The sequence below is a fragment of the Streptomyces sp. NPDC005374 genome (assembly GCF_042872225.1).
In the GTDB taxonomy this organism is placed as follows: Bacteria; Actinomycetota; Actinomycetes; order Streptomycetales; family Streptomycetaceae; genus Streptomyces.
The window spans coordinates 16,352-29,878 of sequence record NZ_JBIAKA010000006.1; the positions used below are offsets into that span (position 1 = coordinate 16,352).

Below are 13,527 nucleotides of genomic sequence, written 5' to 3' on the forward strand. Positions count from 1 at the left end.
CGCCCAGCGGGGCGCGGACCGGGGATGGCGAACCTGCACGCTGCCGGGCAGCCGCAGGAGACAGCGGTCAGGTCGGTACCTGTACCGGCACCGCGAAGATCTCATGGTCCTCGGCCGACCCCCTGGTGGAGGAGACCTCCCGGTGCCACAGGCCCAGGACCAGTCCCGAGCCCGCGCGGTGTGCCGCCTGAATCCACTGCTCGCTGGCGTCGGCTGAGTGCTCGGGGACCACGGTGAGACGGCGGTGCGGCGGGCAGTGCGCCGGGCCCGGTCTCGCGGGCGTGTTCTTTGGTCATGGCGAGGGCCTCGAGTCTGCGCTCCCGGCCCCATGATCCGGTGCGCGGGATCGGGCGCATGTGGACCTGTTGGTCAAGCTGGTGAACAGCAGTGGGGTTACGCGCAGTTGATGCTGCTGGCCGCTCTCGATATCCCGGGCGCCTTTGCCGTATGGGACCGTTCATGGGCCAACCCCGGGCTTGGGCCGATGCGCTTGGCCTGTGGAGAGGTTAGCGTCTGCAGGCTGCTGTTCGGGGTGTTTCCCGGCCTCGGGTCTCTCGGACGCCAGGTACCAGTCCGTGGCATATGATCCTTCGCGGTGTGTCCCCGCATGCGCCGGGGACGGACGTACCAGTCAACGGTCGTGAGGGGTGAACCATCTCTGGATGGAGGCCACGTCCCTCAAGTGGGCGGTGTCGGAATGCAGAGCTGATCGTTCAGCCGCCGCCACGGCCGCCAGAAGCCAGTCCATGGGATAGTCGAACGGTGCGTCAAGAACGGCTGCGACCGCGTCGGGATCACCCAGGGACATGACGGCACGCTCGGGGCCGGGCTGCGCGGCGTAAGGGCTGTGTGTCGGGACGGACGGGCTCTGCGTCCGGGGGCCGAAGGCCTTCAATCCGTCCAGCAGGGACCGCGAGGGCGCCTGTTTCATCCGCTCGCTCAAGGCGTGCTGAGCAGGCCACGCAGCGCGACCATAGCGGGCCATGGCAGCAAGCGTTGACTCGTCCAGGGCGGAGAGTCGCCGGTCACGGCGGACGTGATGGGTGAGGAGATTGACGGTGGCAAGGCTTCGGTCGCCGGCCGTGGCCAATACGTCCGCGGACAACGGCCGGTTGTAGGCCGCCGATCCGATGCGGCTGGAGCTCAGACGCAATGCAGACAACGTTTCGTCGGGCAGCCTGCTGACGGCATCGTCCAGACGTTCGAGATGCTCGAGGGCGATGTCCTGGTCGGCGACGCTGATCAATGCCAGGACCCAGGTCGCGCGCGAGAGCGAGTCCGTGTGGGTGGCAAAGGCGTGTGTCCACCACGGGCTGTTCGCGCGGTTGTCACGCACCTCGTGCAGCAGGTGTCCGTAGTCGGGGTGAGGGCCGAAGGCCTCGGCCGGGAGAGGGAATTCGCCATCAGTCGCGACCACCTTGGGGTCCGTGGCGGCTCCGATGATGGCGATTTCAGCACCCAGCCAGCACGGACCGAACAGTTCGCCGACGGCTCGGGCGGTGCCGCCCCACAGCGCCGTCGTGTTGGTCTGCCCTGCGGAGATCTTCGATTGCCGCAGGCGGGAGAAGCGGGTATCTCTTTCGCGAAGGCGCAGCAAGGCATCCGCTCGAAGGTGCTGCGGCCGCCCGTAGCCCAGGGGCGACCGTTGGGCTTCATGCCGTGCGCGGGCTCTGCGCGTGAAGTAGGCGGGGTGCAGTACCTGCAGCACATCTCCGGCATATCCCGGGACGGGGTGGTCGATGGCGCTGGCGTGACCGGCGAGGACGGTGCGCAGCAGCGTGTGTTCTGCCGCGGAGCCTTCTTCCGGCTGGGCGCCGGCGGCGAGTGCCGCCGCTGCGGTGGCGGCGTCCGCCAGGGCGAGACGAGGCACGATTGCTGCGCCAACGCGGTTCAGGCTCTGTGCGGTCGAGGCAATGCCAAGCCAGGTGCGCTCATGGCCGGTGCCGACCGCAGCGAGCATGTGCGGGTGCCACCACGCGTCGAAAGCCGCGGGGTCCAGGCGCCATGCCAGTTGCACGCGTTCAGCGGTCGCCCGGCAGTCCGGCTCCTTGGCGACGAGCGCTCTCAGTTCGGCTGCCAGGTGGTTGCCGCCGCGGTCACCTGCCGTGTCGGGCAGTGCCCGGTGAGTCAGGCCGTGCTCGATGAGGCGGACGCTCAGATCGTCGAGGAAGAGTTCAGCGGCCCGGTTCTGCGAGCTCCTGCGTCCGGTGAACACGCCGTCGGCCAGCAGGTTCCAGGCAGCCGTGCGGACCTGGCCGGGGTGCATGCGTGCATCGCGTTCCTCTTCCAGCACCTCGACCATCCCACCGAGTTCGTTGGGATTGGCGAATCCGGCGTAGAAGCGCAGGGTGTTGAGCCAGTATCCGCGTCGGACCATGCTGCGCAGGACCTCGCCGGTGTCGAAGCCCCGCTGGTCGGCACCGGCGTACTCGTAGAGGTACCGGGCTGCGAAGTATTCGCGCAGCGGTTGCACGTCGAACTCGAACGTTCCCTGCACTTTACTGGTGAGGGCCCAGACCCGGTCGGTGACGGCGGTGAACAGGTCGCTGAACATCGACGCGTCCTTCTGCACGTCGAACAGGTAGTTCATGATGGCTCTGAGCAGCTCACGGGTCGGCAACTGGCCGTTGCCGTTCTCCGCTTCAGCGCGTGCCTGCAGATGCCATCCCAAGAACGCGGTGACTTCCTCCAGGTCGGCCCGGTGTCGGTGCACTGCGGGAGTTTTCGCCGCCTCCCGGTCCAGGAAGGTCTCCATGTAGGAGGTGTAGAGCGCAGTGCGGCTGTTGGGTACGGAGTTGGCGCGCCGCTGCATCAGGTACAGCAGGATCGTCAGCTGCATGGGGTTGTCTGCCAGTTGAGCGATGTGTGGTTCGGCGGAGCGGTGCTTGAAGGTGCGCTCCAGCTCGGTCAGGTCCTGTCCGGTGATGGCTCGGGCCCGCGCCCATTTGTGCAGGTAGGTGCTGCGCAGTTCGGGGCTGAGGCGGGTCAGCGTGATGGTTTCGAACAGTGACCCGGACGGTTCGGCCAGCTCTGCCGTGTTGGGCCGGGTAGTGACGATCATCTGTGGGCTAAATGCCATGCTCAGCCTGGCGGCGAAGCCGTCGATCTCGCTGACGACGCATGCGCGGGTGCTGGCACTGGCGACTTCGTCGAGTCCGTCGAGGACGACCAGCACGGGCAGCCGGGCCAGGAGATCGTGCACCACGGTGGTGTCAGCGGGCAGGCCCCCGCTGTGGGCGGTGAGGAATACGGCAAGGAAGTGCTCGAGATGCCCGTCGCGGCGCAGCCCTTTCTCGGCCGTTCCCGGTTCGTCGGCAAACGGTTCCTGGCCCACCAGCCAGGCCGCGTAATCCTGCAGGTCGACCCGCAGGGCAACCCGCGCATTGGCCGCGCCCTCCTGTGCCGCCGGGGCCAGGGCCGTGTCATCTGTTTCGTTGAGGTAAGCGGCACGGTGGCGCTGGCACACGTACTGGCTCAGGGTGGACTTGCCCTGGCCGGGTTCGCCGCGCACCAGGGTGAAGGGCCGGGAGGTGTGCAGCAGGTACTGGGCGGCGCCGGTCAGGTCGGCTGGTTCCTCGCCCAGCTCCAGCTGTTCGGTCCGGGCACGCAGGCTGCGCGGTTCGGACGCGCGGGTGGCTTCGACGTCGATGAACAGGTCGTCGAGGTCATGAGTGGTCAGTTCGACCTGCTTGAACTTGACCTTGGAATCCTCTTCCCACTGGGTGGCCATCACCTTCATCACCAGGGTGCGCAGTGCCTGGTCCCTGGCCGTGGCCTGGGTGCCGTGGACGAAGTAGCGCACCAGGTCGTGCCCGGCCAGCATGTCGGCGTGGGCCCACTTCAGTTCGGTGGGCGCGGCGTCGACGCGCGCGTCGATGTCGCAGCGCCACCACACGTGCATCGGGATGCCGAAGTCGCGTGCATGCCGGGCAAGTTCGACATCCAGGCGGTCCATGCTGCCGCGGCCCGGGACAGCGGTGCCGGCCACCGAGGTGATCAGCACGTACCGGGTGGCGCCGTCGGCCACCAGCCGGCGGATGTTGTCCGCTTCCTGCCTCACCGCTGCGCGGAGCCAGGCAACCGGGTTCTGGTCGTGTCGGCTGGCCCACTTCACCTGGTAGACGATGGCTTCATCGCCATCGGTGCGGGTCATGTCCCGGCCGCCGTCGGAGTGCCCCACCGGATAGCAGCGCGCGCCTGGGTAGACGTGGGCGAGAAGTGCTGCGCACAGACGCTGAAACGCCTTCTCCGTCAGCCGCTCGTAGAGATAGTTGCCCTGCCCCGTGCCGGCGTCCGCCACCCTGTTCCCCCGCTCGAACTCCTTGTTCCCGTGCAGAAAGACAACCCTAGAGGGCGCCTGTGACAACGGCGCCCGGCCTGACGCAGAGCCAGAGGAGACCGATGCGCTGGCCCAACTAATGGCCAGCCACCAGGTACCGGTCCGCGTCACACGAGCCCTGGTGCTGTCGGTCCCCGCACGCAGCGGGGCCGTTGGGGACCTGGGGCCCCCGCGGTCACCGGGCCGTCACTCCTTCAGAGCTGCAGTCGTGCTCGCACAGCGAAGATCTCCTGTGCCTGCACGGCATGGATGAGCGAAGTGAAGTCTCCGGTCCACAGGCCCAACACCACGACCGAGCCGGCACGTTGGGCCGCGTCGATCCACTCGCTGGTCGCCTCGGCAGGATGCTCCACCGAGCCGAGGGTCAAACTCCGACCGCCGTCCCCCTGGCGTACGCCCCAGGGGCGCAGTGTCGCCGAATGCTGCTGCAGGATCCAGGAGCTCACGTCAGGCAGCGTGTCCCACGCATAACAGGGGAAGCCGTAGCGTTCGGCGAGTTCCTGGATGCTGCCGCTCATGTCCGGTGACGCGAGGGTGAGGGCCGGGAACGGCCCTTGCGGGGTGGGGACGAAGCCCGTGCGGCCGGCCCGGTAGACCGGCGGTGGGGCCGGGGCCAGATCGATGATCATGGAGGTGAGGTCGGCCCCTGTCAACGTCCTGCCGCCCCCTCCCAGGTGCGGGACCACCATGGTCCAGATGCTGATCAGGTCCTCGAGGAAGTTCTGGCGGTCGACCGCTCCCAGACCAGCGGTGAAGACATAGGTGTACGGGTGGTGTGCGTGCGGCTGAACCTCGTCCCAGAAGACGTGGGTGACGGTGGAGAATTCCCGGTTCGGCACCAGTGGCAGGGAGGCGGCCAGCACGGCCAGGACCAGTGATTTGCCCAGCATGAGCCGGGCCATGGCGGAGGCCCGGCAGGGGTCACAGTCGGCCAGCCCGGCGCCGATGGCCGCGGAGGCGGCCGTCATGTCGGCGGTGTGAGGCACGCCGAACGGTGCGCCGCTGACAGGCACCAGTGTGGGGGCGGGGTGAGTGTGCAGGGTTCCGGCGTTGGCGGAGGTGTAGGACGATCCGGTGTTCTGCGCGGTACGCCGCACCCGGCGCTTGCGGGCGTGATCCTTGCTCATGGCATGGCCTCGAGTTCTGCGCTCCGGCCCCATGATCCGAGTGCGCGGATAGCGGGCACATGCGGATCTGCTGATCGCTCTGAACAGCTCTGGCGGTGCGCGCAGTTGATGCAGCTATGCCGTGCACGAGGCCCGGGCACCTTTGCCGGTGTGGGGCTGTTCATGGGCCAGCCCCGGCTTGGGCCGATGCGCTCGGCCCATGGGAAGGGTACCGCTGGCGGGGAGATCACAGATACTGATCCGCACGTTCGGCCGGGGAGAATCCGCGATGCTGGAGCAGTGCCGCGGCATCGCTCGCCCTGACGAGTCCGTGCTGCAGCTTGCCTGATGGATTTTCATATGTCTTGCCTTTAGCGATGATTGAGGTAGATCGGGCGATGAATCGGAAATCCGTTCGCTCATCCTCTTCGTGGAACTAGCCGAACGTCACCACCCGTCTCCTCGGTAAAGACAGTCATACACGGCACGCTGGAGGTCGTTCACGTGAGCTTCACTCCCGGCGATCCTCCCGCCTCCGCTCCCGGCTCTGGCGCCGGTGGAGCGGGGGGAGCAGGTGGAGAGGGTGGCGCAGGCAGCAACAGCGGAATCGGCGGGGCAGGTGGGGCGGGCGGAGCAGGTGGGGCGGGCGGAGCCGGTGGGGGGCCGAACAACAAGGTCTACCTCACCGGGGGCATCATCTTCGCGATCATCGCTGCCATCGGTGGCATCATCGCTGCCCTCATTCAGCAGAGCCACGACAACCCCAGCTCAACCAGCGGCACTCCCCCACCCGCAGTCCCCCCGAGCCAGTCCGCCTCGCCCTCGTCCGCCCCCGCCGCCTCTCCGGACACCGTTTCGTCCACTCCCGCCACTGTGGCTTCTGCAGCGGGCGCCTCCTCTGCGTGTTCTGGCTACCCAGTCACCCTCACCGGTCCGCAGAAGTCACAGCGGGCCTTCGACCTCGAATACACCGTCAACTGCGGCCGCCCACTCCCGGCCGGCAAGCATTACGTGGTCATCGCTGAGCGCGAAGATCCCGATGGAGCCGGGGAGAGTCATCCCGAGTTCTATCCAAAGGGGGAGCTGCAGGTGACGGGGCCCGGATCCCACTCGTTCCCTGTCAACCTCGAAGACGCCCTGGTCGGCTCTCATCGATATTTCTACGTCGTCCCGCTCACCACAGAGCAGCAGTCGCAGCTCAAGACGGGAGGCATGGCGTTGAAGTTGCCGACCGAGGCGAGGGTGTCGAACCGGCTGGAACACGTCATCCAGTAGACCCGGTGCGGGCAGTTCAGGCATCCTCGAGCGTGCTGCCGCCCCTCGGGGGTTGGAGGTGCACGGTGACAGCGGCGGTTCCCGTTGGACTGCCGACGATGACGTCAGGCGGCCGTCGCATGGCCACTGCCTCCTCGCCCCAGCCTCGTTATGGACCAGTGGTATCTCGGTGTGTCACGCCGGCCTCAACAGCGCCTGTTCCAAGTCCTGCCAGGCTGGTGGTGGTTGGGCCGCTGAGCGCACGACGGTGAGCAGGCGCCCGTCGAGGCAGGCGTCGAAGCGGCCTTCGGCCCGTGCGAGTCTCTCTCGGACACCGACTTGAGGTGGGGGCTGTTCGGCCAGGACGGCCAGCAGCACCTCGTGCTGGGCAGGTCCCAGCGCGTCGGCGGGCACCCAGGTGCCGCGGACGGGAATGTCTGCGAGTTCCGCGTCGAGTTCGGGGGCGGTGTCGTACAACCGCTGCACCATGCGGCCGGTCCGTGAGAGCGGGTCGACCCTGGGTGGTGTCGGGGCAGCAGCGTGCACCGACATCACCGGCTGCAGCGTGTCGAGCGGCGTGGTGGATGGCGTGGCGGGCGGCGGCTCGGGATCGTCGGCCGGCATCTGTTCAAAGGGGTCCTCGGGCGGTCTGCGCCGTCGCTCACGCACGGGAAAGCGCCACTGGTCGCCTGCGCTCTGCCGCTTCCAGCGGGCGTCCAGTGCACCGTCCCAGCGTTTGTCCTGAGGAAGGAAGATGTCTACGGCGACGCCGGAGCGACCGATCCAGACCCAGCTCATGAAGTAGGCGTGGTCGCGGTGGGACGCCGACCACAGGGCGAGTTCCTGCAGTCGCCTCTTCTGCTCGGCGAGTGGCCGCGTCGGCAGGAGCGTCTTGGCGCGGCGATGCCGACCCCGGGCCTCTCCCGCGACTCGGCCGCCAGGCAGATGGAACAGCAAGTCCGGCCTGACACCGCCATTTTGATAGCCCGTCAGCATTCGGCCGGGCAATGCGTCGAAACTGTGCAGGGCGTGCGCCGCGTTGTCCCAGGCGAAGAGGGCTTCGCTGGCCGCCGTCAGCATGCCCAGCCCTGAGCTTTCGGTGACGAAGCTGCGGATGTGCCGCGAGCTCGCCACAAATGCCCGGTGATCGACCTGGAGCGGGGCACCGGCGCTGGGGGCATCGAGATAGCTGGCCAGAAGGCGGACCTCGAGCTGCTTGGTCCGGTAGTCGACGACCCGGTTGAGATCGCAGGCGAGCGCATTGATGTGGATGAGCCGGGCCAGCCCCACCCCCAGGTCACCCTGTCCGACCTGTGTGGCGGTCACCATCGGCCCCTGCACCCGGAACTGCCACACCCGAGCCCATACGGTGTTCAACGTCGTGTTCCTCCCCGATGCGGTGCGCCCGCGTTATGGCGTGTCACAAGCCGTCACGTCCGATTCTCCCCGCCCTGAAGCCACCCAGGTGTCACGAGCGAGGAGTCCGTGCTGCCTGGCGTCAGTGCTGGAAATGGCGCAGGTACATGGGCAGGACGGTACGCATGAGCTGTTCACCGCGGGTGGTGATGGCTCAGGTACATGGGCAGGACGGTACGCATGAGCTGTTCACCGCGGGTGGTGATGGCGTCGAAGTGGGTGCGGTTCATGGCACGGAAGTCGGTGGGGTAGGTGGCTACCGCGCTGCGCGGGACGAGGTCGTCGGGCGGTGCGGGCAGGCGGTCGTCCTTCATGCCGAGGTAGGCCAGCGCGAAGCCGTCGATGCGTCCGTTGGCGGCCCATTCGTGCAGGCGGGAGCGTGCGGAGTCCTGGGCCTTGCGGTGGACGGTGGCAAAGGAGCGGCTGAGACGGCCGGCCATGAAGTGCGGTGCTTTCAGGGCCAGTTCGCCCTGGCCGGCGTCGCAGGCGATGATGAAGGGCACGTCGTAGACGTGCTGGGTGTGGTGGGGTGAGCGTCCGGGTTCCAGGACGGACAGGCCGAGGTTGTCGTAGACGCCGCCGTCGGTGAGCAGCACGGTGTGCTGCTGGCTGTGCCCGTCGCGGTGCCGGAAGGTGAAGGTGCGCTCCAGGGCTGGCAGGAGGGCGGGGTAGGCGGCGGAGGCGGCTACGGCGGTGGCGACGTGGATGGGTTCGGTGATGGTGCCGTAGCGGGAGCAGCCGCTGCAGGTGCTGCCGAAGCGGACGGCGTTGGTGGTGGCGAGGTCGGTGGCGGTCAGGACGACGTCCAGGCCGGGGTGGGTGACGTCGGCCATGGTGGCGGTAGTGAAGGCCTTGCGGGCCAGGACGGCGGCGAGCGCGTCGGTGCGGTTGGCGGGTCGGGCGACGCTGATGTCGGTGGTGCGGGTGAACAGGTGGCGTGCTCCTGCCCGGGCGGCCGCTGTGAGGTTGCGGGCGGCTGCGGAGGGCTTGAATGCCTGGCGTGCGATGTCCAGTTGCAGGCCGTGGCGCAGCAGGTCGGTGGCGTGGGCGTCGAAGTCGGCGAAGTCTCGCGGGCCGTAGGCCCACAGGGCGGCGAGCAGGGATCCGCCGGAGATGCCGGAGACGACGCGGATGCGGTCGAGGAGATCGCGGTCGTTGAGGGCGCGCAGGCAGCCGAGGTGGAAGGCGGCGGCGCGGGAGCCTCCGCCGGACAGGGCGAGGCCGATGGTGCGGGTCATGGGCGGGCATCGTCCGATCGGCGTGGGGCGGTCTGCGGTGGCGGGGCGGGTGGCGTAGCCGCCGGGCCACCACGTACCGGAGCCGTGTCGGGGGGGTGGTTGTGGCGGGGACGGCTCGGTCGAGGCGGAGGACGCGGTGCGGGTGGCGAGGTGTGCGTAGAGGTCGGGTCCGTCTGCGGTGGTGAGCCATGTGTCCCAGACGGGTTGCGGCCCTCCGGCGATGAGGACCAGGGCCCGGGCGGGGGCATCGTCCAGGGGCAGGGTCAACAGCTCCATGGCGGTGCGGTCGGTGGCGCTGGGCTGTGCCGGGGAGTGGGGGTGGGTGTGCCACAGGCCGAGGAAGCGGCTGGTGTTGCCGGTCGCGGTGCGGCGGGCGGCGAGGTGGCGGGTGACTCCCTGAAGGCCGTGCTGGAAGTAGGCCTCGCTCAGCAGGGAGTCCGGGGGCGGGCCGGTGGCCTCGTCGACGTAGATGATGCCGGTGGCGTCATCGATGGTGCCCAGCAGCATGCCGCCGGTTTCGACGCGGGGGCCGCGTACGCGGGCGCCGCGGCGAGCTTCGGCCCGCATCTCGGCGAGGGCGGCGGGGGCGATCCGCACGTCGTAGCCGGTGGCGTCGTCGGTGATGATTGTGTCGTTGGGCCAGGTCAGCCAGCGTGGCCCGGCGGGCTGGGGGTCGGTGGGGCCGCTGGGCGTGCGGACGGTGAGCGCGGCCATGGTGTGCTGGTCGGCGGGGGCGTTCAAAGCGTGGAGGATGCCGGTCACCAACTGTCCGGCCAGGGCGGCGACGTCGGCGGCGGAGCCGGTGAAGGTGGCGTCCGAGCAGCCGGGTTCGGGCTGGAAAAGCTCGGTGCGGGGCTGGATGGGGAAGAAGTCCTCGACCATGTCGTTCAGAGCACCGGTGGGATCGGTGCGGGCGCTCAGGGCGGTACGGCGCAGCACGTCGGTGCCGCCGCCGGTGGCCCCGTGCGGTGAGAAGGCGGCGATCCCGAGGGTGGCCTGGTGGCCGATCATCACGGTGGCCAGGTGCGGCCAGGCGGTCGGGTCGGTGTGGCGGGTGCGTTCGAGGTAGGCCCGCACGACGCGGTTGGCGGTGCAGTCCCAGATGAGGTCGAAGGAGTGCACGTCGAGGGTGGGTAGGGCGCGGGTGATGTCGGCGACGACGGACTCGACGCGGGTGGCGTGCGGGTCGATCTGGTTGAGGCGGGCGGCGAGGACGTCGGCCTTGGGGTGGCCGATGTCGGCGTCGGTGTAGGGCTGGCGGGCGTGGATGCCGGGGTGCACGACTGACTGGTCGACGACCGTGATGTGGGCGGCCCCGGCGCGGGCGCAGATGTCAGCGGCGGGCGCGCCGAGTGCCCCGGCGCCCAGGACGAGGATGCGTTTGCCGTGCAGCCAGGCTGCCGGGGTGTGGTGGTCTCGGCGGACGGTGACTTCGGGGCGGGCCTCGTAGAGAGGGATCCACTGGGTGGTGAGGGTGTCGAGCCATTCCTCGCCGATCTGCATGAGCTCGTCTCCGAGTTCGGGCAGTTGGCGGTCGACGTAGGCGCTGACGGCGCGGCGGGTGAGTTTTTCGGCGAAGTCGGGCAGGTGCCAGGCCACCAGGTGGGTGCGGCGGGCACCGTGACCGGCAGTGCCCCGGGAGGGAGTGCCGAACAAGAGGTGGACCGGGGCATGCGGGTGCGACGTACCGTCCGGCCCGCTCTGGCCGGTGGGGCGCAGGCGGCGGTTGTGGTCGGCGACCACGCCGACCAGGCCGAGGACCATGCGTGCGGTGATACGGCCGCGGGCGAGGGCGGTTATGAGCTTGCGGGCCGTACTCGGGTACTCGAAGGTCAGATGATCTGCTGTGATGGCGACGGGGGCGAGGAACACCTCGGCATCGTCGGGGAGTTGGGCTTCTGAGAGGGCCTGGGAGAGGGTGCCCGGCCATGGTTGGCCGAAGGGCAGCCAGCCGACCACGTCGCTGCGGTCGGTGCTGATGCGGTGCAGGAGGGCTGCGCCCAGCCAAGGTTCGTCGTGCTCGGCGGTGGGCGCGTCGCGGCGGACGACGAGGAGACCGTCCGCGTAGTCGCCCACCGCATGCGGGGGATGCAACGGCTCTCCGGGGGCGTCGAGTTCTCCGGCCGCGGCCGCCTTGAACCAGTCCAGTAGGCGGGTGATGAACCCGTACATGCCATCGGCCGGGTCCCACTCGGTGGCCGTGGAGCGGTACAGGCACGGGAAGCGGGCCCAGACGACGTGCGGGGCCCCGGCAAAGCGGGTGTGCCGGGTGTACACCAGCGGGACCTCGAAGGGGAAGTCCGGCGGGATGTACAGCGTGACGGGCTCCTCGCTGCGCAGCCGCAGCCCGCCCTCGGCGTGGGGCAGGCCAGCGCATCCCACGCTGATGCGCGCCTCCACGAAGCCCTTGGGGGCGGCGGGTGCCGTGTCCATATGGGAGAGGAAGACCCCGCCGCGGTCGGAGCTGGCGATCTGCCGGAGCTGGTCGAGGGCGAGGTTCTGGCCGGCCGTGATGGGCGTGGTGGTGCGTTCGCTCACGCGTCACCGAATCCCAGGGGCGTGGCGGGAGCGGCCTTGTCTCCGCGGGCCTGCTCGACGGCGCTGCGAGCGGCGGTGGCCGCGCGCGGGGAGGGAACAGCTGCGGTGGCGGTGAAGGCGGCGGCCGGGAAGCGGGTGGTGCCCAGCGCGGCCAGCATCCGCCGTCCGCCGCCCGCGGCCTTCATCACCAGGGACTTGTTCTCCAGCTCGGCGACGTCGACGAGTTCGAAGCCGAAGAGCGGGTCCAGGGCGAAGACCACCGGCCGCGGCTCGTCCTTGGTGGGGTACTCCCCCGTGCACAGCACCGGCAGCGCGGTGATCTCCTCGTAGGCGTCCCGGGCCAGCAGGTGGGGCGGGTTGTGGCCCTTCTCGTCCTGGTCCCTGAAGGGCCGGGAGCTGGCGATCACCCGCGCGTCCGCGCTGGCGTAGGTCTCGAGCTGGTCGAGGATGTCCTGCTTGCGCTCCTCCTCGCCGTCCTCGCCCTTGGCGTACATAACCTTCTTCGAGCAGTGGTGCGGGGAGAGCAGCAGGTCCCACCCCAGCCGGTCGGTGTTGCCGAAGTACTCGCTGTTGTCGAGGATCTTCTTGATCGTGGGGTAGGCGAGGTCGCCGAGCAGGAGCAGCCGGCCCGACGTGCCGGTGCCGGTGGGCATACGGATCTGCAGGGCGAGGGAGGTCTCGTTGCGCTCGTCGGCGCAGTCGTCTTTAAACGGGGCATGGACGAACGCCTCGAACGTTGCCGACAGGTCGTTGCCGTCGATCATCGTGATCGTCTCGCCGGGAAAGGTGAAGTACTCGTCGGGCAAATCCTTGTAGGAGTGCTGGTCGCGGTCGTCGTCATAGCCGATGATCCGCACCCGGTCGCCGCTGGCGGGCTCCTCACCGTTGTCGATGGCCTCCAGGGTGGCGGCGACGCGGCGTTCGACCTCGTTCTGGAAGAGGCGGGCGTCCTCGCACATGGTCTTGTCTTCGGAGATCTCCCGCCACAGCCGCGGGGTCGCCCAGATCTCCCCGATCAGAATGTCGCTGTCCAGCAAGTCCCCGAACCCACAGCAGTGGTCCGAGTCGGCGTGGGTCAGGGCGAACACCGCCAGGTAGGGGGTCTCCCCGTCCAGCCAGTCGGGGCGCGGCAAGGTATCCGCCAGACGGTCGATGACCGCGGCGACCACCGCGTCCTTCTCGTCGGCCTGCTTCATGTCCCGCAGATCGACCTGGAGGACCAGGTCGCCGCCGAGCACGAGCGTGGTGGAGTCGCCTGTGCCGACCGGCCAGAACACCACTCCCCGCTCGGGTAGTTCCGTCTCGACCATGCCCTTGCCTCTTCACTCGCCATTGATCAACTAGCAGGAAAATCACCCGAGTTCTCTGTGACTTCACATCTACCACGCGCCACTGACAATGCGGCCTCACCAGGCATTCCATGCACCCCGGGGCCAAGGCCGGGGACAGTCGCCCCGAGCGAGACCTCCCGGCAGACACGACGTGCCGCCGCAACAGCGGACCGGTGGGTCCCGCTCCCAGGCCAAGAGCGCGGGAAGGGGTGCCGGTGCGTAGGCGGTCCTTCCCAGACCCCGGTCCCTTCAGCTCCTGTTCCTGTACTGACCCGCGATGCGCTGGGTACCGCATCCGGCCTCGG

7 protein-coding genes are annotated in these 13,527 nt (G+C 68.9%); 1 reads left to right on the forward strand and 6 read right to left on the reverse strand.

Translation table 11 applies throughout. The features are described from left to right. Nucleotides 1-67: 67 nt before the first annotated feature. The 3 genes from ACFYRX_RS16385 to ACFYRX_RS16395 form a co-directional block, all read right to left on the reverse strand. Complete coding sequence (locus ACFYRX_RS16385; protein WP_389100048.1) at nt 68-232, reverse strand: hypothetical protein; 165 nt, start codon at nt 230-232, stop codon at nt 68-70. 399 nt (nt 233-631) lie between these two features. Then, on the reverse strand, nt 632-4,300 hold the full coding sequence (locus tag ACFYRX_RS16390; RefSeq protein ID WP_389100050.1) for an NACHT domain-containing protein: 3,669 nt from the start codon (nt 4,298-4,300) through the stop codon (nt 632-634). A gap of 233 nt (nt 4,301-4,533) precedes the next feature. Beyond that, the gene (locus ACFYRX_RS16395; protein WP_389100052.1) at nt 4,534-5,466 is read right to left on the reverse strand and encodes a hypothetical protein; all 933 of its coding nucleotides are present in this window, start codon (nt 5,464-5,466) and stop codon (nt 4,534-4,536) included. 852 nt (nt 5,467-6,318) lie between these two features. Between ACFYRX_RS16395 and ACFYRX_RS16400 the strand changes: the two genes are divergently transcribed. Continuing rightward, nucleotides 6,319-6,720 carry a hypothetical protein gene (locus tag ACFYRX_RS16400; protein WP_389100054.1) on the forward strand — a complete coding sequence of 134 codons (402 nt, stop codon included), beginning with the start codon at nt 6,319-6,321 and terminating at the stop codon, nt 6,718-6,720. 174 nt (nt 6,721-6,894) lie between these two features. Here the strand turns inward: ACFYRX_RS16400 and ACFYRX_RS16405 are convergent, their stop codons facing one another. From ACFYRX_RS16405 to ACFYRX_RS16415, 3 genes are all read right to left on the reverse strand, one after another. Next, nucleotides 6,895-8,076: a hypothetical protein gene (locus ACFYRX_RS16405; RefSeq protein WP_389100056.1), complete on the reverse strand. Its 1,182-nt coding sequence runs from the start codon at nt 8,074-8,076 to the stop codon at nt 6,895-6,897. A gap of 173 nt (nt 8,077-8,249) precedes the next feature. After that, nucleotides 8,250-11,891: a ThiF family adenylyltransferase gene (locus ACFYRX_RS16410; RefSeq protein ID WP_389100058.1), complete on the reverse strand. Its 3,642-nt coding sequence runs from the start codon at nt 11,889-11,891 to the stop codon at nt 8,250-8,252. Next, a complete protein-coding gene (locus ACFYRX_RS16415; RefSeq protein ID WP_389100060.1) occupies nt 11,888-13,201 on the reverse strand; it encodes a hypothetical protein in 1,314 nt (437 codons plus the stop codon). The genes ACFYRX_RS16410 and ACFYRX_RS16415 overlap by 4 nt, the downstream gene beginning before the upstream one ends. Nucleotides 13,202-13,527 lie beyond the last annotated feature (326 nt).

Coding starts and splice junctions, on each gene's coding strand:
- ACFYRX_RS16415 (WP_389100060.1), bottom strand. CDS start 13,201: ATGGTCGAGACGGAACTACCCGAGCGGGGAGTGGTGTTCTGGCCGGTC.
- ACFYRX_RS16395 (WP_389100052.1), bottom strand. CDS start 5,466: ATGAGCAAGGATCACGCCCGCAAGCGCCGGGTGCGGCGTACCGCGCAG.